Raw genomic sequence first — 21,922 nt, 5'->3', positions numbered from 1 at the left:
GCGCAAGGGCTTGTGGCATCGACTGCAATGGGTAAGATGCGACGCCGCCCTCTGGTCGCCCCCGGCCGGACAGCGGTGGCTTGTGCCTTGTTCGTACGCCCGAACAGGCCGCCAGCCTTCCCACCCGTCACGTTCCAGAGCGCCGCGCAGCCAAGAGCGCCGGTCCGTTCGCCGCGAGGACCCGTCGTCCCATGTCCGTCTTCGGCCTTGTCCGTGGTATCGCCGTCGCCGCCAGCCTTCTCCTGCCGCTCGTCGCGGTGACCGCCGGGGCCGGCGAACTGGTCGATCGGGCCACGCAGGCCGAAACGCTCCTTCGCGACAACAAGCCCGTGCAGGCGCTCGCCGAAATGGAAGCCGCGTTCAACGCCGCTTGGGACAAGGCGCCGCTCGGCTTTTCCGAAGCGCTGTTCGTCACCGAGCGGCCCGCCGGCTTCGGCATGTACACGGCCCGGCCCAACGCCGTCTTCCGTCCCGACGAGGACCTCCACGTCTACTCGGAGCCGTTCGGGTACGGCTACGGCAGCGCGGGCGAGTCCTTCAGCATCGGCTTCACCGCCGATTTCGAGCTGCGCACGCCGAAGGGCCAGATCCTGCACGCGCAGACCGGGTTTGCGGAACCGGGCCTCACCACACGGCGCCGGAACAAGGAATTCCAGGTGTTCATCACCTACAATTTCCAGGGCCTGCGGCCCGGCGACTACATCCTCCTCACGCGCCTGCGCGACAAGAACTCCGACAAGGTCGGCAGCTTCGAACTGCCCTTCAAGGTCGAAACGCCCGCGCCCTGACGGGCCGCCGCGTCGCCCGGGCGGCGCATCACGGCCGTGCGGTTTCGCGCCTGACGGCTTGGATGATTCATCCTGCATAGCTGATTTGCACGAACCGCATGATCCCCCTGTTTCGGGTCGGCAAATCGCCGGGCTCGTAGACACTTGGCGGCAGAGAATCGTCTTCCCCGACCTCGGCCACGGGGCGGGATCGGGCGCGGGGTCGGACTTCCTTAACCCTTTCCGCGCCCAATCGGGACATGAGCAGGCCAGCCGGCACACGGTTCGGCGGCCACCACCCGAGGGGATCGCCATGACCATCAACGCCGGATCCATCATCCTGAAGGACGCCCGCGGCCTCGTGATGCTGCACAACGACACCTTGGACCGGTCCCCGGTCCCGGACGACGAGCCGCGGGACGCGCGTCCCTACGAGATGCACCCCGCGTCCGCCATGAAGCCCGCGTTCGACGGCAAGGCGCCGCTCGGCACCGGCCGCCGCTGGAGCCTGTCGCTTCGCCGCTCGTTCCGCATCTGACCGAGGCCGTCTGCCGCACGCCGTCCGGGCGTGCGGGACGGCTTGGCGCCGGACGGCGGATCCTGTAGAGCATCGGCACGCTTCTCCGTCCGGATGTGCCCCTCTTGTCCGACCTTGTGATCCGCGATGCCGTCGACGCAGACGGTCCGGCCATCGCGGCGCTGATCCGCTCCGTCTTCGACGAGTATCCTGGCTGCCCCTTCGTGCTGGCCGAGTTCCCGGAACTGCAGGCGCCGGCCAGCCACTATCGGTCGAAGGGCGGTCGGCTTCTCGTCCTGGTCGACAGCGCCGGCACGGTTCTGGGCTCCACGGCCATCACGCCGGCTGACGGCGACAACCGGTTCGAGCTCTTCAAGGTCTATCTCTCGGCTGATCTGCGCGGCGGCGGACACGCCCGTCGCCTGTTCGACACGGCGGTCGACTGGGCACGGCACGAGGGCGCCACAAGCCTTCGCCTTTGGACCGACACGCGCTTCACCCGCGGCCACCGCTTCTACGAGAAGCTCGGCTTCACCCGCCAGCCCGTCGTCCGCTTCCTGGCCGACGCCACCGCGGCCTGGGAATACGCCTACGTCCGGGTGATCGACCCGTGAAGACCCTCGCCTCGCCGCTACCCGTCATGGCAGCCGTCTTCGCCGTCGCCGTCCTTTCCACCATGGACGCGGCCATCAAGGCGGTGAGCCTTGCCCACCCCACCGGGCAGGTGGTGTTCCTGCGCTACCTCGCCGGGTTCGTCGCCCTCGGCCTGCTCATGCTGCTGCCGGCGGCAGGCCGGCCGACCGTCGGCACCTTCCAGCGGGCCGCCGTGCGCGCGCTTTTCATCCTCTCCACTGCCTTCCTGTTCTTCAAGACGCTCACTCTGCTGCCGCTCGCCGAGGCGGTAGCGGTGAGCTTCACCGCGCCCTTCTTCATGGTGTTCGCCGCCCGCGTCCTCCTCAAGGAGGCGGTTCCGCCGAGCGCCTGGCTCGCCATCTCCATCGGCTTCCTCGGCGTGGTGGTCATGCTGGTCGGGCGTCTTTCCGGCGGCGAGGCGGTCGGCGGCGATCCGCTCGGCTACGTCACCGGCATCGCCTGTTCGGTCACCTACGCCATCGCCATGGTGATGACCCGCAAGGACAGCGGCCGCGACACGGTGCTCGCGCTGGTGCTTGCCCAGAATGCCAGCGCGGCCCTCTTCTCTCTGCCGATCGCCCTCATCGTCTGGACACCGCCCGAACCGGACGCCCTCCTCCTGTTCGCCGTCATCGGCGCGCTCGGCACCGCCGGCCACCTCGCCTTCGCCTGGGCCTATGCGCACGCACCCACCGCCCGGCTGGCGCCGATCGAATACACGGGCTTCCTCTGGGCCGGCGTGTTCGGCGCCGTCTTCTTCGGCGAGTTCCCGACGCTCTGGACCTTTCTCGGCGCCGCCCTCATCGTCGGCGCCTGCCTGATGGTCTTCCGCCGGCCCGCCTGACCCGCGCGCCTCTCGCGCGTCGCATGTCCCGCCTCGTCCCCCCATTGACAGCCGAAGCCGCCCCGCCTATCTCAGGCACGCCTGTAGCACTCACCATGAGGGAGTGCTAACAGCACACCCATCTGACCGGCGACCCGCCCGGGGCGCCGAAGATCTAGAGGAGCGACTGCCCATGAACTTCCGTCCGCTGCACGACCGCGTCGTCGTCCGCCGGCTCGAGTCCGAGGAGAAGACGGCCGGTGGCATCATCATCCCGGACACCGCCAAGGAGAAGCCGCAGCAGGGCGAGATCGTCGCTGTCGGCCCCGGCGCCCGGGACGAGAGCGGCAAGGTCAATGCCCTCGACGTGAAGGCCGGCGACAAGATTCTGTTCGGCAAGTGGTCGGGCACCGAAGTCAAGATCGATGGTCAGGATCTCCTGATCATGAAGGAATCCGACATCCTGGGCATCGTCGGCTAAACGCCGACTGACACCCGTTTCGGACAACACTCTCATTTCAGGATCAACGACATGGCTGCCAAGGAAGTTAAGTTTTCCTCCGACGCCCGCGACAAGATGCTTCGCGGCGTGGACATCCTCGCCAACGCGGTGAAGGTGACCCTCGGCCCGAAGGGCCGCAACGTCGTCATCGAGAAGTCCTTCGGCGCTCCGCGCATCACCAAGGACGGCGTCTCCGTCGCCAAGGAGATCGAGCTCGAGGACCGCTTCGAGAACATGGGCGCCCAGATGGTGCGCGAAGTGGCCTCGAAGACCAACGACATCGCCGGTGACGGCACCACCACCGCCACGGTGCTGGCCCAGTCGATCGTCAAGGAAGGCGCCAAGGCGGTTGCCGCCGGCATGAACCCGATGGACCTGAAGCGCGGCATCGACCTTGCCGTGACCGCCGCCATCGCGGACCTCAAGGCCCGCTCCAAGAAGATCTCCACCTCGGCCGAAGTCGCCCAGGTCGGCACCATCTCGTCGAACGGCGAGGTCGAGATCGGCCAGCTCATCGCAGAGGCGATGCAGAAGGTCGGCAACGAGGGTGTCATCACCGTCGAGGAGGCCAAGACCGCCGAGACCGAGCTCGAGACCGTCGAGGGCATGCAGTTCGACCGCGGCTACCTGTCGCCGTACTTCGTGACCAACGCCGAGAAGATGGTCGCCGATCTCGACGACCCGTACATCCTCATCCACGAGAAGAAGCTCTCCAACCTGCAGGCCATGCTGCCGGTGCTGGAAGCCGTCGTGCAGTCCTCCCGTCCGCTCGTCATCGTCGCCGAGGACGTCGAGGGCGAGGCGCTCGCCACGCTCGTCGTCAACAAGCTCCGCGGCGGCCTCAAGGTCGCGGCCGTCAAGGCGCCGGGCTTCGGTGATCGCCGCAAGGCCATGCTGGAAGACATCGCCATCCTGACCGGTGGCCAGGTGATCTCCGAAGACCTCGGCATCAAGCTCGAGAACGTGACCCTGCAGATGCTGGGCCGCGCCAAGAAGGTCTCCATCACCAAGGAGAACACCACCATCGTCGACGGCGCTGGCGCCGCCGAGGAGATCCAGGGCCGCGTGGCGCAGATCAAGGCGCAGATCGAGGAGACCACCTCGGACTACGACCGCGAGAAGCTGCAGGAGCGTCTGGCCAAGCTGGCGGGCGGCGTCGCGGTCATCCGCGTCGGCGGTTCGACCGAGGTCGAGGTGAAGGAGCGCAAGGACCGCGTCGACGACGCCCTGAACGCCACCCGCGCCGCGGTCGAGGAAGGCATCGTCCCGGGCGGCGGCACCGCTCTTCTGCGCGCCAAAAAGGCCGTGGAGCAGCTGACCTCCGACAACCCGGACATCAAGGCCGGCATCAAGATCGTGCTCCGCGCGCTTGAGGCCCCGATCCGCCAAATCGCCGAGAACTCCGGCGTGGAAGGCTCGATCGTCGTCGGCAAGGTGCTGGAACTCGGTGACACGTTCGGCTTCGACGCCCAGAACGAGACCTACGTGGACATGATCGCCGCCGGCATCATCGACCCCACCAAGGTCGTGCGCACCGCGCTCCAGGACGCCGCTTCGGTCGCCGGCCTGCTCGTCACCACCGAGGCGATGATCGCCGAGCTGCCCAAGGACAAGCCCTCCATGCCCCCGATGGGCGGTGGCGGCATGGGCGGCATGGACTTCTAAGAAGTCCATAAAGCCACCCATACTCACGGAAGGGTTCAAGTCGGCAGCAGCCGGCTTGAACCGGCGGCATGGACTTCTAAGAAGTCCATATCGTCAGTGGTCGAAGAGAGGGGCGGGCCGCAAGGCTCGCCCTTTTCCTTTGCGCGGCTCGTTCCCTTAACCGTCATGCCATATCGCCTGGCCGTCATCCCGGCGAACGCCGGGATCCAACCGGCTGCGCCGCCCACGCGCCGGCGCAAATCGCCCCTCGTCGGCTGGGCCCCGGCTTTCGCCGGGGTGACGCCCTGGATGGCCGGACGAGTCAGTGCAACCCCCGTCGCGCCTCCCACTCGACGCCCCCTCGTCTTGCAAACTCCCGAACCCCATCAACCTCTTAGCCACCCTCCGCGCGTCATCCACCGCAGCATCGCGCCGCTCCCCTTGACCTTGCGCCGGCCCTGTGCCCCCTTCGTTCCATGAGCGAGACCCGCCCCAACGTCGCCGAATACTCCGTGTCGGAAATCTCCTTCGCGCTGAAGCGCACGGTGGAGGAGCAGTTCGGGCATGTCCGGGTGCGCGGCGAGATTTCCGGCTACCGGGGGCCGCATTCGTCCGGACACGCCTACTTCGCCCTCAAGGACGACGGCGCCCGTCTGGAGGCGGTCGTCTGGCGCACCGCCTTTTCACGCCTCCGCTTCAAGCCGGAGGAAGGCATGGAGGTGATCGCCACCGGCAAGCTCACCACTTTCCCCGGCTCCTCCAAGTACCAGATCGTCATCGAGGCCCTGGAGCCGGCGGGCGTCGGCGCCCTCATGGCGCTCCTGGAGGAGCGCAAGAAGAAGCTCGCCGCCGAGGGCCTGTTCGACGCCGCCCGCAAGCGCCCCCTGCCCTTCCTGCCGCGCGTCGTCGGCGTCGTCACCTCCCCGACCGGCGCGGTGATCCGCGACATCCTGCACCGGATCGACGAACGCTTTCCGGTCCACGTGCTCGTCTGGCCGGTCCGGGTGCAGGGCGAGACCTCCGGCGAGGAGGTGGCCGCCGGCATCCGCGGCTTCAACGCGCTTCCCGAGGGCGGCGCCATTCCGCGGCCGGACGTCATCATCGTCGCCCGCGGCGGCGGTTCGCTGGAGGATCTCTGGGGCTTCAACGACGAAGTGGTGGTCCGGGCGGCGGCGGAAAGCGGCATTCCGCTCATCTCCGCGGTCGGCCACGAGACCGACTGGACGCTGATCGACCACGCCGCCGACGTGCGCGCGCCCACCCCGACCGGCGCCGCCGAGATGGCCGTTCCCGTCCGCCGCGACCTCCTCGACCGCACCGACGACCTTACCCGGCGCCTGCGCGGCGCCATGGACCGGTCGCTCGACAACCGGCGCACCGCGCTCCTTGCCGCCGCCCGCGCGCTCCCCCGTCCGCGCGACGTGCTCGCCCTCCCCCGCCAGCGGTTCGACACGGCGGCGGCGGCGCTCGCCGCGGCACTTCGCGCCAACACCGCGCTCCACCACCGCCGGTTCGAGCGCATCGCCGCCCGCCTCTCGGTCAGCACCCTGGAGCGGGGCGGCGCGCTCTGCCGCGAACGGCTCGGCGTCATCGCGGCGCGGATCGACCGCGCCTTCGCCGTCACGGTGGAGGCCCGCCGGGCGCGCCTGCGCAACACCGTCTCGGTGTTCGACGCGGTCAACCACCGGGCCACCCTGAAGCGCGGCTTCGCCCTCGTGCGCGACGCCGACGACCGGCCGGTGTTCGAGACCGGCAAGGTCGCCGCAGGTCAGCGCCTCACCGTGGAGTTCAGCGACGGCCGCATCGGCGTCACCGCCGACGGCGAGCCCGGCGACGCCCCCGACCCCGGCCGCCCACCCAACCGCCGCGCCCGCCCCCGCCCCGACCCGGTCGGCGCGGCGGAGAAGCAGGGCTCCCTCTTCTGACCCGTCCGCCGAAACGCAGATCCGTCTCAGTGCTCCTGGTGTCCCCCCAGCCGAATGGTCCGCGAAGGCGGACCACCCGCGCTTATCCTTGGCACCAACGAATGCGTGGCTGGTCCGGCTGAACCGGACCATGACGAGCGCGGCGCTGGTCAAACGAGCACCTATTCCACCATCTCCCGCCACCTTTCGTCATGGTCCGCGAAAGTGGATCACCCACGCTCATCCCTGGCGCCGACGAATGCGTGGCTGGTCCGGCTGAACCGGACCATGGCGAGCGCGGCGCTGGTCAAACGAGCACCTCTTCCACCATCTCCCGCCGCCGTTCGTCATGGTCCGCGAAGGCGGACCACCCACGCTCATCCCTGGCGTCGACGAATGCGTGGCTGGTCCGGCTGAACCGGAATGACGAGCGCGGCGCTGGTCAAACGTGCGCCTCTTCCGCCATCTCCCGCCACCGTTCGTCATGGTCCCCGAAGGCGGACCACCCACGCATTTGCCCTATCTTCTCCTTTTCGGAAACAATCCTTCTCGTTTTCGCTCCGTAGACACAGCCGCCGATCGCCTTATCCTATGCTGCGATAGACACACGCCCCGATCTCCCCCACCCGGCGTGTGCGGCGAGGTAAATCCATGGGCGCGCGGCTTTCCCTTCACGGTCTCCAGGTCGATCCGATCTTCCACCGCTTCATCGTGGACGATGCCCTGCCGGGCACCGGGATCGACGGCGACGCCTTCTTCGCCGGGCTCGCCGCCCTGGTGCGCGACCTCGCCCCGGAGAACCGCCGTCTGCTCGCCGTCCGCGACGACCTGCAGGCGAAGATCGACGACTGGCACCGCGGCCACCGCGGCACGCCGATCGACCTTGCAGCCTACCGCGGCTTCCTCGCCTCCATCGGCTACCTGACCGCGCCGCCGGAGCCCTTCCGCATCGGCACCGACAACGTGGACCCGGAGATCGCCACCGTCGCCGGCCCGCAGCTGGTCGTTCCGGTCATGAACGCCCGCTACGCCCTCAACGCCGCCAATGCCCGCTGGGGCAGCCTTTATGACGCCTTCTACGGAACCGACGCGCTGCCGGGCCGCCCGGCCGGGCCGGGCTTCGACGCGGCGCGCGGCGCGGCCGTCGTCGTGCGTGCCAAGCAGGCGCTGGACGAGGCCGCCGCGCTCACCATCGGCCGGCACCAGGACGTCGCCCGCTACCGGGTCGTCGACGGCCGGCTGGACGTGACGCTGGCGGACGGCACGCTCACCGGCCTGCAGGACCCCGCCGCCTTCCGCGGCTGGCGCGGCGCGCTTGAGGCGCCGGAGGCGCTCCTCGTCCGCCGCCATGGCCTGCATCTGGAGATCGTCCTCGACCGCAACCGCCCGGTCGGAGCCACTGATCCGGCCGGCGTCGCCGACATCCTGATCGAGAGCGCGCTCTCCACCATCATGGACTGCGAGGACAGCGTCGCCGCCGTGGACGCGGAGGACAAGGTCGCGGTCTACCGCAACTGGCTCGGCCTGATGCGCGGCGACCTCGCCGACACGTTCGAGAAGAACGGCCGCACGGTCACCCGCCGCCTTGCCGCCGACCGTACCTACACGGCCCCGGACGGGGCCACCTTCGCCCTCAAGGGCCGCAGCCTCATGCTGGTGCGCAACGTCGGTCACCTGATGACCACCGACGCGGTGCTGGACGCGGACGGCCGCGAGATCCCGGAGGGCCTTCTCGACGCGCTCGTCACCGCCGCCATCGCCGTCCACGATGTCGGTCGCCCCGGTGGCCCGGCGGGCCGGCGCGCCAACAGCCCGTTCGGCTCGGTCTACATCGTCAAGCCGAAGATGCACGGCCCGGAGGAGGTCGCCTTCGCGGACCGGCAGTTCGCCGCCGTGGAGGACGTCCTCGGCCTTGCCCGCCACACCCTCAAGATGGGCATCATGGACGAGGAGCGGCGCACCTCCGCCAACCTCGCCGCCTGCATCCGGGCGGCGGCGAACCGGGTGTTCTTCATCAACACCGGCTTCCTCGACCGCACCGGCGACGAGATCCACACGTCCATGGAGGCCGGCCCCGTCGTGCGCAAGGCCGACATGAAGGGCACCGCCTGGATCCGCGCCTACGAGGCCGGCAACGTGGACGTCGGCCTTGCCGCCGGCCTGCCGGGCCGTGCCCAGATCGGCAAGGGCATGTGGGCCGCGCCCGACCGGATGGGCGCCATGCTGGCGGAGAAGATCGCCCACCCTGAGGCCGGCGCCTCCACCGCCTGGGTGCCGTCGCCGACCGCGGCGACGCTTCACGCGCTCCACTATCTGGCGGTCGATGTGGCCGGCCGTCAGCGGGCGCTCGCCGACCGGGAGCCGTCGTCGCTCGACGACCTCCTGACCATCCCGCTCGCCCGCGACACCAACTGGAGCCCGGACGCCGTCCAGGCCGAGCTCGACAACAACGCCCAGGGCATCCTCGGCTACGTCGTCCGCTGGGTCGACCAGGGCGTCGGCTGCTCCAAGGTGCCGGACATCGACGACGTCGCCCTGATGGAGGACCGCGCCACCTTGCGCATCTCCAGCCAGCACATCGCCAACTGGCTCCGGCACGGCATCGTCGACGAGGCCACCGTCGTCGCCACCATGCGGCGGATGGCGGCCGTGGTCGACGCGCAGAACGCCGACGACCCGCTCTACCACCCCATGGCGCCCGACTTCGACCGCTCCATCGCCTTCCAGGCGGCACTCGATCTGGTGCTGAAGGGCCGCGCGGCGCCGAACGGCTACACCGAACCCGTCCTCCACGCCCGCCGCCGCGAGCGCAAGCGCGCCGGGTAAGAGGATATGTCATAATTGACGATAGTGCGAGCAACTCGGTAGGGTGGTGGTCAGGAGACGTCTCTTGACCATCACCGTCCATCCGGATCCAGGCACTATCGTTCGCGTCGACCTCGCTGAGGGGTTTCGACCGCCTGAAATGGTGAAACGCCGTCCCGCGGTCGTTTTGTCTCCACCGATTGTCGGGCGGCCTCAGCTTTGCACGATCCTACCGCTCAGCAGCACTGAACCTCGACCGATCTTGCCGCATCACCTCAGGATAGAACTGGACCCGTGCCTGCCGGCTCCGTACGACGATCGCGTCATGTGGCTGAAGGGCGACATCGTGCTTACGGTCGCCTTTCATCGCCTCCGCTACTTGTTTTCGCATTGGGCGAATGGACAGCGTCGCTATGACATACGCCGGCTCGAAGCCCCTGTTTTCTCGGCAGTTCAATCCTGTGTTCGATCGGGCCTCGGTCTCGCCGATTGACAAATCCAACAATCACCCTCATATGACGAGGGTCGTCGGACTTGTTCCGACATTTAAGTCCGACTTCGGTCGGCCGCCACGCATCGGCGATCGCAAGCAGGCGTGGTGTCAGCAAAGCCCCGGTTTCGGGGCTTTGTTCTTTTTGGCCCGACCCCGGCACCTTCCATTCCTTTGATCGACCTCAATGCGGGCGTCACACGGCGCCCGCATGATCTCCTCGACTGGTGCGGCGAAATGGCCGCCCGGCCTCTATCCTCCATGCATCGTCCGGTTCATGGTTGGGACGGGGGCGCACGCCGAGGAGGGACGTCAGATGGCGATCAAAGACATCTTCACACTCGTGGATCTCTACGACGAGGCCCTGCCCGGACCGACCGCCGCGATTGACCTTGCCGCCACGCTGGGCGCCCACGTGACGGGCCTTGCGCTCGCTATGGAACCGCTGGCGCCCGGCTTCCTCGCCTCGCCCATCCCGGCCGACTACATCATCGGCGCCATCGAGGAGGCTCAGCGCCAGGCCGAAGGTGCCGCCGGCCGCTTCCGCGACAAGGCCCTCGCCGCCGGCGTCGCCGTTGAGGCGCGCACCCTCACCGTGCTCGCCGGGGCTGCGGCGCCCATCGTCACCCAGGCCCACCTGTCGGACCTGGTGGTCATCGGCCAGGAGGACTACGACCGGCCGGAGCCCATGCGCGGCACCATCATCGAGGCGGTGATGTTCGAGGCCGGCGTGCCGCTTCTCCTCATCCCGAAGACGCACGGCCGCGCGCCGGGCTTCAACCGCGCGGTGGTGGCGTGGGACGGCTCGTCCACGTCGGCGCGCGCGGTGCACGCCGCCCTGCCGCTCCTGGAGCGGGTCCGGCAGGTGGAGATCACCATCGTGGAGGGCAAGCGCGACTGGGCCGGCGAGCCCGGCGCAGACGTGGCCACCTATCTGGCCCGCCACGGCCTTCAGGTGACCATCAACCTCATCCACCGGGAAGCCAACGACGTGGCCGCCACCCTCAACCGCCACGTCCAGGCGACGGAGGCCGACCTCCTGGTGATGGGCGCCTACGGCCACAGCCGCCTGCGCGAATTCATCATCGGCGGCGCCACCCGTGGCGTGCTGGAGACGATGGTGGTGCCGACCCTGATGGCCCACTGATCCCCGCCGCCGGCCGGTCCGGCCGGCGCGCGGTGCACATGAACGTGCCGTCCGGGGCCTCTCCCGGACGGATCGGGGCAGGCGCGGGCACACGCGTTCCCCAAGGCCGGTCGGCGCGCCCGCGCGGACGGTCGCTGCACCCGGGCTGCCGCAGGAGACACGAGGCCGCGCACGCGGCCGGCCCGTCGACGGGCCTTGCCTGGAGCACGCCCGGCCTAGATGACTAGGGTGGAACCGCCGAAGACGCTCGCGCTGAACCGAACCCGAGGCGTTCATGCCCAACACCTATGAGTCCATCGCGGCCTTCTTTCGCCCCGACAGCATCGCCCTTGTGGGCGCCAGCACCCGTGAAGGCTCCGTCGGCGCCATCGTGGCGCGAAACCTGATCGCCGGCGCGCGCGACAAGCTGATGCTCGTCAACCCCAAGGGCGGCGAGCTCGACGGCCTGCCGCTCCATCCAAGCGTCGAGGCCCTGCCCCGCGTGCCGGACCTCGGCGTCGTGGTCGTGCCCGCTCCCGCGGTGCCGGCCGCCGTGGAGGCGCTCGGCGCCAAGGGCGCCAAGGCGGTGATCGTCATCTCCGCCGGGCTTGGCCGCGGTCCCGGCTCGCTCGGCGACGAGGCCGTCGCGATCGCGCTTCGTCACGGCATGCGGCTCATCGGCCCGAACTGCATCGGCGTTCTGGCGCCGCCCGCCGGCCTCAACGCCAGCTTCGCCCAACGCCCGGGCCGCAAGGGCGACCTCGCCCTGATCAGCCAGTCGGGCGCCATCCTCACCTCCGTGCTCGACTGGGCCGAGCGCAACGAGGTCGGCTTCTCCGGCCTTGCCTCCATCGGCGACGCCCTCGACGTGGGCTTTGCCGAACTCATCGACCATTTCGCCCTCGACCACACCACCCGCGCCATCCTCCTCTACGTGGAGGCGGTGCGCGACGCGCGCGCCTTCATGTCCGCCGCCCGCGCGGCCGCCCGCATGAAACCCGTGGTCGTGATCAAGTCCGGCCGCCACGCCGCCGCCGCCAAGGCGGCCGCCTCGCACACGGGCGCGCTCGCCGGCGTCGACGCGGTCTACGACGCCGCCTTCCGCCGCGCCGGCCTCTTGCGCGTCGACGACCTCGGCCAGCTGTTCGCGGCCGCCGAGACGCTGAGCCAGGTGCCCCGCGTCAACGGTCGGCGGATCGCCATCCTGACCAACGGCGGCGGCGCCGGTGTGCTCGCCGTCGACCGGCTGATCGACCTCGGCGGCTCGCTCGCCGCCCTTTCGCCGGAGACCATGGCGGCCCTCGACCAGGTGCTGCCGCCCGGCTGGTCCGGCGGCAACCCCATCGACATCATCGGCGACGCGCCGCCCGAGCGCTACGCCGCCGCCCTCGCCACCCTCCTCTCCGACAGCGGCAACGACGCCGTCCTCGTGATGAACTGCCCGACGGCGCTCGCCTCGTCCAAGGCCGCGGCCGTCGCCATCGTGGAGGCCGTGAAGGCGCACAAGCGCACGCACTTCCGCGGCAAGCCCGTGATCGCCGCCTGGCTCGGCGCCGACGACGGCGCGGAGGCGGTGTTCGCCGAGGCCAAGATCCCGGTGCTCAACACGCCGAACCGGGCGGTTGAAGGGCTGATGCAACTCGTGCGCTACGCGGACGCCCAGGCCGCCCTCACCGCCGCGCCGCCGGACCTTCTCGCCGGCTTCACCCCGGACCGGGCCCGCGCCCGGCGCGCCGTCGACAAGGCGCTCGCCGACGGCCGCACGTGGCTCACCGCCACCGAGGTCTCCGAGGTGCTGGAAGCCTACGAGATCGCCGCCGTCCCGGCGGTCGCCGCCCGCACCGCCGAGGAGGCGGCGATGAAGGCCGAGGACCTTCTCGTCGACTACAAGGCCGTGGTCGCCAAGATCGCTTCGCCCGACATCGTCCACAAGTCCGACGTCGGCGGCGTGGAATTGGAACTGACGAGCGGCGTTGCCGTGAAGCGGGCCGTGCAGCGCATCCTCGACCGGGCCCGCGCCGCCCGCCCGGACGCCCGGATCGAGGGCGTGACGCTGCATCCGATGATCGTCGCCCCAAAGGCGGTGGAGCTCATCGCCGGCGTCGCCGACGACCCGGTGTTCGGCCCTGTGATCGTGTTCGGCCGTGGCGGCACGGCCGTGGAGGTGATCAACGACAAGGCGCTCGCCCTGCCGCCCCTCGACGTCAATCTCGCGCTCGACCTGATCGGCCGCACCCGCGTCGCCCGCCAGATCGCCGGCTACCGCGACCGCAAGCCGGTGGACACGGAGCGGCTGGCGCTCGGCCTCGTGAAGCTGTCGCTGCTCGTCTCCGAGGAGCCGCGCATCCGCGAGATCGACCTCAACCCCATCATCGCCGACGACCAGCGGGTCATCACCGTGGACGCCCGGATCTCTGTCCGCGCCGACACCGCGCCGGAGATCGCCCGCGTGGTGCCGTCCGTCGGCCATCCGCGGCTCGCCATTCGGCCCTATCCGGTGGAGTGGGAGCAGGTGCTGACGCTCCGCGACGGCAGCCGCGTCATCGTGCGGCCGCTCCGCCCGGAGGACGAGCGGCTCTACCCGCCCTTCTTCGCCCGCATGACCGACGAGGACCTCCGCCTGCGCTTCTTCGCCCGGGTGCGGGAACTCGGGCATGCCTTCATCGCCCGCCTCACCCAGATCGACTATGCCCGCGCCATGGCCTTCATCGCCATCGAGGAGGAGACGGGCGACATGCTGGGCGCCGTCCGCCTGCATGGCGACGCCGCCCACGACCACGGGGAATACGCCATCGCGGTCCGCTCCGACCTCAAGGGCAAGGGGCTCGGCTGGGAGCTGATGCGCCTGATCATCCGCTTCGCCCACCAGGAGGGCTATGAGGAGATCCGCGGCGAGGTGCTGCGCGAGAACACCACCATGCTGGACATGTGCGGCGCCCTCGGCTTCGACGCGCACCCGGAGCCGGAGAGCCCGGAGATCATGGCGGTCCGCCTGAAGGTGCCCGACGCGGTCGCCCGCGATCCGGCCCTCGGCACGCCGGCGAGCGCCGGGCGCTGAAGCCCCAAGCCGCCCGGCGGGCTCAATCATTGGGTCGCCCGGCGGGCGGAAACGGAAACGGGCGCGTCGCCGGCACCGGTCCGGCGACGCGCCCGTCGTGTGTCACGTCCCGCCGGCGGCTTGACCCGCGCCGCCCGGACGGCCCGGTCAGGCTCGGGCGACGGCGCTCAGGAAGGCGGTGACGTTGCGGTTGAGGTCCGCCGCGCGGTCGGCCACCGTGCCGGCCGCCTGCCGCATGTCGCCGGCCGCCCGCCGTGCTTCCGCCACCTGGGCGGTCACGCCCGCCATGGTCTTGCGGGCCTTGTCGGTGCCGGTCGAGGCGTTGCCGATGTTGCGGCTGATCTCGCCGGTCGCGGCGCCCTGCTCCTCCACGGCCGACGCGATGGCCGACGTGTAGGCGTTCACGCTCTCCATGGTGGCCGTGATGCCGCGGATGCTCTCCACCGTGGACTGGGTGGAGGACTGGATGGCGCTCACCTGACTGGCGATCTCGTCGGTCGCCTTGGCGGTCTGGGCGGCGAGCGACTTCACCTCGGCGGCCACCACCGCGAACCCCTTGCCGGCCTCCCCGGCCCGTGCGGCCTCGATGGTGGCGTTGAGCGCGAGCAGGTTGGTCTGCGCCGCGATGGTGTTGATGAGTTCCACCACCTCGCCGATCCGCTCGGCGGCGCGGGCGAGTTCGCCCACCTTCTCGTTGCTCACCCGCGCGCTCTCGGTCGCCTCGCCGATCACGGCCGTCGACCGGTCGACCTGGGCGGCGATCTCGCCGATCGAGGCGGTCAGTTCCTCGGCCGCCGATGCGACGGACGTGACGTTGCGCGCGGCGTGGTCGACCGCCTCCGCGGTGTGGCCGGCGATCGCGTCGGTCTTCTCGGCGACGGCGGTCACCCCTTCGGCGAGGCCGGAGAAGCGCGTCATCTCCGACGACATGTCGCGGAAGAGAGTCTCCGACGATGCGCGGAAACCGTCCACGAGCCGTGACACCACCTCGGCCCGCCGCTCCACCGCATCCGCGGCCCGACGATTCTCCGCTTCCAGTTCCGCCCGGCGGACGATGGTGTCGCGAAACACCGACAGCGTCTGCGCCATGTCGCCGAACTCGTCGGCGCGGCCGATGAAGGGCACCTCGACCATGCGACCGTCGGACAATCCCTTCATGGTCTCGGAAAGGCGGCTCAGCGGACCGGTTACCGAACGGATCAACGGCACGGAAATCACCGTGAGACCGATGGCAACCATGGTCGTGGTGAGGACCGTCCGCCAGAAGATGGCCGTGTTCGCCGCCACCACGTCGTCCACATAGATGCCCGTACCCACGATCCAGCCCCAGCCCGGCACGCCTTCCACATAGGACAGCTTGGGCACCGGCGCGTCGTCACCGGGTCTTGGCCATTGATAGCTGACGAAGCCGCCGCCCGCGGCGGCGGCCGTGACGAACTCCCGGAAGATGAAGACGCCGTCAGGGTCTTTCATCTGGTCGACCATCTGGCCGTCGAGCTCCGGCTTGATCGGATGCATCACCATCCGAGCATCCTTGTCGTTGATCCACAGATAGTCGCCGTTGCCGTAGCGGATGATGCGGATCGCCTCCATCGCCCTTGCCTTGGCGTCCGCCTCGGTCATGCGACCGCTGGCCGCCTCCTCGGCATAGTGGCCGATGGTCGAGGCGGCGCTTTCCACATAGCCCTTGAGCAATTCCTGCTTGGCGGTCCAGTGGTCCGCCTGCTCCTCGAACAGCGCCATCGTCGCAAGCACGACGATCGCCACGATGGAAAGGCCGCCGAGCGCCATGAAGCGCGCCGCAATGCCGAACCTGACGTTCATTCCAGTCCCCCGATGGTTTGCCGTAGCGCCTTGGTCGCCGTTCGGCCGCTCATGGGAGACAGTGTTCAAGGTATAGTATTAAACAAACTTCTAAATCTGAATGCGGTCTGACTGTTTGCGACGGCCAGCGGGTTTGACCGCTCCGGATTTATCCGTACGCCCGCCATAAGCGCATCAGAATGCCGGATGATGGTCTTCACCTATCAGCTTTGCTTATTGGGCAAAGCCGGAGCGATGGGCCCAGCCGGTCATGCGCTTCTCCACCCAGGCCATCAGCGCATAGGCGACGATGCCCTCCACCGCCAGGGTGACGAGACCGGCGAACACCAGCGGCACCTGGAAGTTGCTCTGCGCCGTCAGCATCATGTGGCCGACGCCACTGTTGGCCGCCACCGTCTCGGCGATGACCGAGCCCACGAAGGCGAGCGTGATGGCGACCTTCAGGGAGCCGAAGAAGTAGGGCAGCGCCCGCGGGATGCCGACCTTCAGCATGATGTCCATCTTGGACGCGCCGAGCGCCTTCAGGACGTCCTCGGTTTCCGGCTCGATGGTGGCAAGCCCGGTGGCGACATTCACCACCACGGGGAAGAAGCTGATCAGGAAGGCGGTGATCACCGCCGGCACGGTGCCGATGCCGAACCACAGCACCAGGATGGGCACCACCGCCACCTTGGGGATGGAGTTGAAGCCGATCATCAGCGGGTGGAGACCGGCGTAGATGGTGCGCGACCATCCGACCAGGAGGCCGAGCGCGAGACCGCCGACGACCGCGAAGGCGAAGCCGAGCAGCGTGGTGAAGAGGGTCTGCAGGCCGTTCTTCCAGATGGCCGGCCAGAACTCCACCATGGCGGCCACGATGGTGGTCGGCGCCGGCAGGATGAAGGGCGGCAGGCCGAGCACCAGCACGGCGGCCTCCCACAGGACGAAGAGGCCGATGGTGTAGAGCCAGGGCGACAGGCGGATCCAGTCGATGCGCGCGGCCGCGGTGGTCATGCGGCGGCCCTCGCTTCGCTGATATGGCCGCGCAGCTCCTGAACCACGGCCATGAACTCCGGCGTGTAGGTGATCCCGATGTCGCGCGGACGCGGAAAGCTCACGGTCCGCTCGGCGAGGATCCGCCCGGGCCGGGCGCTCATCACGAAGATGCGGTCGGCGAGGAAGACCGCCTCGCGAAGGTCATGGGTGACGAGCACCACGGTGAACTTCCGCGCCTGCTGCAGGTCGCGGATCACGCACCAGAGCTCCTCGCGGGTGAAGGCATCGAGAGCGCCGAACGGCTCGTCCAGCATCAGGAGTTCCGGCTCGTGGATCAGCGCGCGGCAAAGGCTCGCCCGCTGCTGCATGCCGCCGGAGAGCTGCCAGGGGAACTTGGCGCCGAAGCCCTTCAGGCCCACCACGGACAAGAGCTCCTCCGCCTTGGCGGCGAACGCCGCCTTCTCGGCGCGGAAGCGCTGCCGGTGCGGCCGCACGATCTCCAGCGGCAGGAGCACGTTCTCCAGCGTCGTCCGCCAGGGCAGCATGGTGGGGTTCTGGAAGGCCATGCCGGCCATGGTCACCGGCTTTTCCACCCGCGACCCCGCCACCGTCACAGTTCCCTTGAACGGAAACTGGAGGCCGGTCGCCAGCTTCATGAGGGTGGACTTGCCGCAGCCGGACGGCCCGACCACCGCGGCGAACTCGCCCGGCCGGACCGAGATCGAGCAGCCGTCGAGCGCCAGGGTGCCGCTCGCCCCGCCGTAGCGGTGCGAGACATCGGCAAGCGTGATGGGAACCGACATGGAGAGGCGACCCTCTGGGCGCGAGCACGGGAATGCACGAGAGAGCGGGAAGGCGGCACCCTTGCCTCCACCCGGCCAGCGGGAGCCGATCCGGCGCCCCACGGACGGAACCGGCCGCGGATCGGGGGGACGCCCGCGAGGCGCGCCCGGTCCACGGCGCGTCGTCCTTACGGCAGCATCCGCTCTTCCTTCGGGGGCAGGAAGGACGGGTCGAACACGTCCTCCGGCTTAACCGGGGTGGCGAAGGTGTAGGCGAAGCCCAGCTGCTCCACCGACTTGGCAAAGCGCGCCATGTCCACGTCGCCGAAGCCGTTGGCCACCACGGCCTCGGTCTTGATGTTGTCCGCGATGGCGAGCTTCAGGCGGGCGAGTTCCACCTCCTCCTTGGCCACGTCGTTGCGGGCGAGCACCGTCTTCACGGCCGCCTCCGGGTCGGCGACAGTGTCCTGCACGCCCTTGATGGTGGCCTTGACGAAGCCCTTCACCAGCTCCGGATTGGCCTTGGCGAAGTCCGGGTTCACCAGCACCGCGTTGCCGTAGAGGTCGAGGCCGTTCTTCGACATCAGGATGACCGAGATGTCGTCCTCCGGCACGCCGGCGGCCTTGAGGTTCAGGACGACGGAGAAGGAGAAGCCGAACACCGCGTCCACGGCGCCCTGGGCCAGCATGGGCTCGCGCACGGGGAAGCCGATGCTCTCGATGGTGACGCTCGCCGGGTCGATGCCGTTCACCTTGGTGAAGGCCGGCCACTGGGCGAAGGCGCCGTCCGGCGGCGGGGCGCCGAGCTTCTTGCCGGCCAGGTCCTGCCAGGTGCTGACGCCCTGGCTCTTGCGGCCGACGATCGCGAACGGCGGCACGTCGTACATCATCATCACGGCCTTCACGTCGAGGCCGGGGTTCTGGTCGCGGAACTTCATCAGCGAGTTGATGTCGCCGAAACCGAACTGGTAGGCGCCGGTGGCGACGCGCGGCAGCGCCTCGGTGGAGCCGGCCCCAGTGTCGATGGTCACGTCGAGGCCCTCGGCCGCGTAGTAGCCCTTCTCCAGGGCCACCAGGAAGGGCGCGGCCGGGCCTTCGAACTTCCAGTCGAGGGTCAGTTTCACCGGCGTGCCCGCCGCCATGGCGGGCATGGCCGCCAAGAGAGCGCCAGTGAGTGCGCCCACCAGCGTCGCGCCGACCGTCCTTACAACCATTCCCAGCATCACGCCTGCTCCCACCTGTCCTGTCGGGTCGGGAGGTTTACAAGACGCATGCCAGTTCGACGGATGCCGCCCTCCGCCATGTTTCGTCCCGGCAGATGGCCGCAGCGCGTGTACGCCCGCCTATTTCATAGGCTTTTGCCTAGATCATGACCGCTTCGGTGCTGACGACCCGGAACGTATGGAGGTCGCCGTCCTCGTCGCGAACCGAGACATACTCCCCGATGGCGAACCGATGGTCGCCCAGCCGGTAGCCGGCCTCGTCGTCCTCGTCGCCGTCCACGTCATAGTGGAAGGCCCAGCTGCCGCCCGGACGCCGCACCAGATGGCCGATGTCCTCGTCGTCCGCACCCCAGAAGCGGTGCACGCGGCAGCGGTCGCGCACGCTCTTCCAGGCGACGGCATCCAGCTTGCCGTCGGCGTCGAGGGGCGCGACGAACGCGTAGCCGTGGGCCGCGCTGCCCTCCGGGAAGCCTTTGGTGCGGGCCAGTTCCAGGCGGATGCGCGTCAGGTGGCGGTGTGCAGCGTTCATCGGGCATCTCCTCGGTCGTGCGGCACGTGCGTGCTCTTGGCCCTTCCTGCATACGTCCACGCTCCGGCCGGGCGCCTTGATTTCCGTCAAGCGCGGGGTCCGAATCACCTATCATGGCGGCTTCCCCGTCGATCGGACATCCGCGCCATGCGCTGCCTCGCCGCCCTCCTTCTCCTCCTCGCGGGCACCTGCGGTGCCGTCGCGGGTCCGCGCATCGCCCTGGAGGAGGGACGCCCCGTCGCCGAAGCCCGGGCGGACGGGATTGCGATCCGGCTGGAGATGGTCCCGCGGCTCATCGATGGTCTCCGGGTCGCCGTGCCGGTGCTCACCGTCACCGGTCCAGGCACTGCCACCCTCACGGTCGCCGGCCGGCCGTCCGGCTTCGACAACCCGCAAGGCACCGCCGAGATCGTGGAGATGGACCCCGCAGCGCCGGGCCCGGAGGTGGTGCTGACGAGCTACACCGGCGGCGCGCACTGCTGTACCGCCGTGGAGGCCCTCCACCTCACCGCCGCGGGCAACTGGACCGCCGTCTCGTTCGGCCAGTGGGACGGCGGCGGACCGGAGATGATCGAGGACGCGGACGGCGACGGCGTGGCCGAACTCGTCTCCGTCGACAATGCCTTCCTCTACGCCTTCGACTGCTACGCCTGCAGCGAGGCCCCGCTGAAGATCCTGGCGCTCCGGAACGGCGCCGTGGCCGACGTCACCGCCGAGCCGCGCTTCCTACCCCGCCACCGGGCGTGGCTCGCCGAGATGGAACAGCGGCTGGTCGACTATGGCGGCGAGCGCGGGCCGGGCTTCTGGGCTGGCTGGATCGCCGCCAAGACCCGGGTCGGCGAAGGCGCCGCCGCCTGGGCCGCCTTCGAGGCGGCCTACGATCCGACCACCGACGAGGGCGTCGAGGCCTGCGCCGTGGAGGCGGAGATCTGCCCGGAGAGCGCCGTCCGCATCCTGCCCCTCCCGCAGGCGCTGCGGGCCTTCATGGTGCGGATGGGCTACGGCCTGTCCTGAAGCCGCCCACCGTCGCCCGCCGCGCCTAGAGCGCTTTCCGACCTGACGGAATCGTCAGGTCGACAAGAAATCGCTCCAGATTCGATATCCTGGAGCATTGTCTCATCGACCAAGTCTTTCAACTTGGTCGGACAATGCTCTAGGCGATCGATCAGAGCCGCTTGTACATCAGCGTCGTGGCGTCCAGGCGCTCGCTCACCGTGTCCCGGCAATAGTCCGGGATGCGGCCGGCGATCGCATAGCCGAGCCCGAGGTAGAGCGGCTCCGCGCCGTCTCCGGTGCGGGTGTCGAGGGTCAGCAGCGTCCGGCCGAGCCGCCGCGCGTCCGCCTCGATGGCCCGCATCAGGGCCGTCGCCACGCCCTTCCGCCGCGCGTCCGGGTGGACCAGCAGCTTGCGCACTTCGGCGCGATGCCGTTGGTTCGGCATGGTGTCGTGGTCGAGTTGGACCGTGCCGACGATCCGCCCGCCGATCCGCGCCACCAGCATCACCAGACCGCCGGCGGCCAGCCCCGGCAGCACCTTGCGTTCGAAGAAGCCGATCGCCTCGTCCATTCCGTAGGGCAGCACGAAGCCGACGCTCGCCCCATCCTCCACGCAGGCGTGCAACACCGCCCCGAGCGCCGGCAGGTGGGCGGCAAGGTCTTCGGCGGTGAACGGTTCGAGGGTGAAACCGGACGGCTCAGTCATACGATCCTCACAACAGGAAGAGGTGGTAGCGGGCGCCGCCTTCGGGCGCGGTCTCGAAAACGGTCGGGCCGGACAGCTGGTAACGCAGGCAGTCCCCCGGCCCGAGGGTGTGGGCGACCGCGTCGACCGTGACGGTCAGCCTTCCATCCAGCACGACAAGGTGGTGCTCCAGCCCCGGCCGCGGTGGGCGGTCGTAGGCGATGCGGGCGCCAGCCGCCAGGGTGCACTCCAGCACCTCGCCGGCGAGGGTGCGAGCCGGCGGCGACACGGAGCGTCGCTGGAAGCCCACCGAGGCGTCCGTCCAGACCGGCTGGGCGTCGCGCCGCAGGACCGGCTCGAACGTGTCCTCCACCATCCGAATCAGCCGCGACAACGGCAGCCCGTAGGCGGCGCAGAGCCGGCCGAGCACGCTCGCCGTCGGGCTCACCTCACCCTTTTCCAGCCGCGACAGGCTGGCCCGGCTCACGCCGCTCTCCCGCGCCAGATCGTCCAGCGACCAGCCGCGTTCGGCGCGCAGCGTCTTCAGCCGGCGGGCGATCCGGTCGTCCATGTCGGAGAGGATTTCAGGGGCATCGTTCATATCCGAGAGATTATCTCGAATATGGGAAGCCGTCCAGC

19 protein-coding genes are annotated in these 21,922 nt (G+C 69.5%); 12 read left to right on the top strand and 7 right to left on the bottom strand.

The genetic code is table 11. From position 1 onward, the window contains the following. Positions 1-191: 191 nt before the first annotated feature. From BUQ68_RS15795 to BUQ68_RS15745, 11 genes are all read left to right on the top strand, one after another. Positions 192-788, top strand: a complete 597-nt coding sequence (locus BUQ68_RS15795; RefSeq protein ID WP_075216966.1) for a hypothetical protein — start codon at positions 192-194, stop codon at positions 786-788. Positions 789-1,080: 292 nt separating this feature from the next. Further along, a complete protein-coding gene (locus BUQ68_RS15790; protein ID WP_075216965.1) occupies positions 1,081-1,305 on the top strand; it encodes a hypothetical protein in 225 nt (74 codons plus the stop codon). Positions 1,306-1,409: 104 nt separating this feature from the next. Further along, entirely contained in the window at positions 1,410-1,898 is a 489-nt protein-coding gene (locus tag BUQ68_RS15785) for a GNAT family N-acetyltransferase (protein ID WP_075216964.1), read from the top strand. Further along, entirely contained in the window at positions 1,895-2,761 is an 867-nt protein-coding gene (locus BUQ68_RS15780; protein ID WP_083656631.1) for a DMT family transporter, read from the top strand. Before BUQ68_RS15785 ends, BUQ68_RS15780 begins: the two co-directional genes overlap by 4 nt. A gap of 172 nt (positions 2,762-2,933) precedes the next feature. Further along, positions 2,934-3,221, top strand: coding sequence for a co-chaperone GroES (gene groES / locus BUQ68_RS15775; RefSeq protein WP_075216963.1), 288 nt, complete (start codon positions 2,934-2,936; stop codon positions 3,219-3,221). A 51-nt stretch (positions 3,222-3,272) separates the two neighbouring features. Next, the gene (gene groL / locus BUQ68_RS15770) at positions 3,273-4,907 is read left to right on the top strand and encodes a chaperonin GroEL (RefSeq protein ID WP_075216962.1); all 1,635 of its coding nucleotides are present in this window, start codon (positions 3,273-3,275) and stop codon (positions 4,905-4,907) included. A 455-nt stretch (positions 4,908-5,362) separates the two neighbouring features. Further along, positions 5,363-6,811, top strand: coding sequence for an exodeoxyribonuclease VII large subunit (xseA, locus tag BUQ68_RS15765; RefSeq protein ID WP_075216961.1), 1,449 nt, complete (start codon positions 5,363-5,365; stop codon positions 6,809-6,811). Between the two features lie 630 nt (positions 6,812-7,441). After that, positions 7,442-9,616, top strand: a complete 2,175-nt coding sequence (locus BUQ68_RS15760) for a malate synthase G (RefSeq protein WP_075216960.1) — start codon at positions 7,442-7,444, stop codon at positions 9,614-9,616. 64 nt (positions 9,617-9,680) lie between these two features. Next, positions 9,681-10,088, top strand: a complete 408-nt coding sequence (locus BUQ68_RS15755; RefSeq protein ID WP_075216959.1) for a type II toxin-antitoxin system PemK/MazF family toxin — start codon at positions 9,681-9,683, stop codon at positions 10,086-10,088. Between the two features lie 313 nt (positions 10,089-10,401). Beyond that, positions 10,402-11,232, top strand: a complete 831-nt coding sequence (locus BUQ68_RS15750; RefSeq protein WP_075216958.1) for a universal stress protein — start codon at positions 10,402-10,404, stop codon at positions 11,230-11,232. 274 nt (positions 11,233-11,506) lie between these two features. Continuing rightward, positions 11,507-14,269, top strand: a complete 2,763-nt coding sequence (locus tag BUQ68_RS15745) for a bifunctional acetate--CoA ligase family protein/GNAT family N-acetyltransferase (RefSeq protein WP_075216957.1) — start codon at positions 11,507-11,509, stop codon at positions 14,267-14,269. A gap of 147 nt (positions 14,270-14,416) precedes the next feature. On the opposite strand, the gene BUQ68_RS15740 is transcribed toward BUQ68_RS15745, so the two are convergent. The 5 genes from BUQ68_RS15740 to BUQ68_RS15720 form a co-directional block, all read right to left on the bottom strand. Further along, a complete protein-coding gene (locus BUQ68_RS15740) occupies positions 14,417-16,093 on the bottom strand; it encodes a methyl-accepting chemotaxis protein (protein WP_075216956.1) in 1,677 nt (558 codons plus the stop codon). A 213-nt stretch (positions 16,094-16,306) separates the two neighbouring features. After that, complete coding sequence (locus BUQ68_RS15735; RefSeq protein WP_075216955.1) at positions 16,307-17,086, bottom strand: ABC transporter permease; 780 nt, start codon at positions 17,084-17,086, stop codon at positions 16,307-16,309. Continuing rightward, positions 17,083-17,871, bottom strand: coding sequence for an ABC transporter ATP-binding protein (locus BUQ68_RS15730; RefSeq protein ID WP_075216954.1), 789 nt, complete (start codon positions 17,869-17,871; stop codon positions 17,083-17,085). The genes BUQ68_RS15735 and BUQ68_RS15730 overlap by 4 nt, the downstream gene beginning before the upstream one ends. 167 nt (positions 17,872-18,038) lie before the next feature. After that, on the bottom strand, positions 18,039-19,064 hold the full coding sequence (locus BUQ68_RS15725) for an ABC transporter substrate-binding protein (protein ID WP_075216953.1): 1,026 nt from the start codon (positions 19,062-19,064) through the stop codon (positions 18,039-18,041). Between the two features lie 148 nt (positions 19,065-19,212). Further along, the gene (locus tag BUQ68_RS15720) at positions 19,213-19,602 is read right to left on the bottom strand and encodes a sortase family protein (protein WP_075216952.1); all 390 of its coding nucleotides are present in this window, start codon (positions 19,600-19,602) and stop codon (positions 19,213-19,215) included. A gap of 147 nt (positions 19,603-19,749) precedes the next feature. Here BUQ68_RS15720 and BUQ68_RS15715 point away from each other — a divergent pair, with 147 nt between their 5' ends. Beyond that, entirely contained in the window at positions 19,750-20,616 is an 867-nt protein-coding gene (locus BUQ68_RS15715) for a hypothetical protein (protein ID WP_075216951.1), read from the top strand. Between the two features lie 151 nt (positions 20,617-20,767). On the opposite strand, the gene BUQ68_RS15710 is transcribed toward BUQ68_RS15715, so the two are convergent. Continuing rightward, complete coding sequence (locus tag BUQ68_RS15710) at positions 20,768-21,304, bottom strand: GNAT family N-acetyltransferase (RefSeq protein ID WP_075216950.1); 537 nt, start codon at positions 21,302-21,304, stop codon at positions 20,768-20,770. Positions 21,305-21,311: 7 nt separating this feature from the next. Continuing rightward, positions 21,312-21,884 carry a helix-turn-helix domain-containing protein gene (locus BUQ68_RS15705; RefSeq protein ID WP_075216949.1) on the bottom strand — a complete coding sequence of 191 codons (573 nt, stop codon included), beginning with the start codon at positions 21,882-21,884 and terminating at the stop codon, positions 21,312-21,314. Positions 21,885-21,922 lie beyond the last annotated feature (38 nt).

It is taken from the genome of Mongoliimonas terrestris (assembly GCF_001927285.1).
In the GTDB taxonomy this organism is placed as follows: domain Bacteria; phylum Pseudomonadota; class Alphaproteobacteria; order Rhizobiales; family Pleomorphomonadaceae; genus Chthonobacter; species Chthonobacter terrestris.
This window is presented reverse-complemented; position numbering and strand designations above follow the sequence as displayed.

Excerpts from the sequence above, each read along its gene's own strand:
- BUQ68_RS15795 (WP_075216966.1), top strand. The coding sequence starts at position 192 with ATGTCCGTCTTCGGCCTTGTCCGTGGTATCGCCGTCGCCGCCAGCCTT.
- BUQ68_RS15790 (WP_075216965.1), top strand. The coding sequence starts at position 1,081 with ATGACCATCAACGCCGGATCCATCATCCTGAAGGACGCCCGCGGCCTC.
- groES (WP_075216963.1), top strand. The coding sequence starts at position 2,934 with ATGAACTTCCGTCCGCTGCACGACCGCGTCGTCGTCCGCCGGCTCGAG.
- groL (WP_075216962.1), top strand. The coding sequence starts at position 3,273 with ATGGCTGCCAAGGAAGTTAAGTTTTCCTCCGACGCCCGCGACAAGATG.
- xseA (WP_075216961.1), top strand. The coding sequence starts at position 5,363 with ATGAGCGAGACCCGCCCCAACGTCGCCGAATACTCCGTGTCGGAAATC.
- BUQ68_RS15760 (WP_075216960.1), top strand. The coding sequence starts at position 7,442 with ATGGGCGCGCGGCTTTCCCTTCACGGTCTCCAGGTCGATCCGATCTTC.
- BUQ68_RS15750 (WP_075216958.1), top strand. The coding sequence starts at position 10,402 with ATGGCGATCAAAGACATCTTCACACTCGTGGATCTCTACGACGAGGCC.
- BUQ68_RS15745 (WP_075216957.1), top strand. The coding sequence starts at position 11,507 with ATGCCCAACACCTATGAGTCCATCGCGGCCTTCTTTCGCCCCGACAGC.
- BUQ68_RS15740 (WP_075216956.1), bottom strand. The coding sequence starts at position 16,093 with ATGAACGTCAGGTTCGGCATTGCGGCGCGCTTCATGGCGCTCGGCGGC.
- BUQ68_RS15735 (WP_075216955.1), bottom strand. The coding sequence starts at position 17,086 with ATGACCACCGCGGCCGCGCGCATCGACTGGATCCGCCTGTCGCCCTGG.
- BUQ68_RS15730 (WP_075216954.1), bottom strand. The coding sequence starts at position 17,871 with ATGTCGGTTCCCATCACGCTTGCCGATGTCTCGCACCGCTACGGCGGG.
- BUQ68_RS15725 (WP_075216953.1), bottom strand. The coding sequence starts at position 19,064 with ATGGTTGTAAGGACGGTCGGCGCGACGCTGGTGGGCGCACTCACTGGC.
- BUQ68_RS15720 (WP_075216952.1), bottom strand. The coding sequence starts at position 19,602 with ATGAACGCTGCACACCGCCACCTGACGCGCATCCGCCTGGAACTGGCC.
- BUQ68_RS15715 (WP_075216951.1), top strand. The coding sequence starts at position 19,750 with ATGCGCTGCCTCGCCGCCCTCCTTCTCCTCCTCGCGGGCACCTGCGGT.
- BUQ68_RS15710 (WP_075216950.1), bottom strand. The coding sequence starts at position 21,304 with ATGACTGAGCCGTCCGGTTTCACCCTCGAACCGTTCACCGCCGAAGAC.
- BUQ68_RS15705 (WP_075216949.1), bottom strand. The coding sequence starts at position 21,884 with ATGAACGATGCCCCTGAAATCCTCTCCGACATGGACGACCGGATCGCC.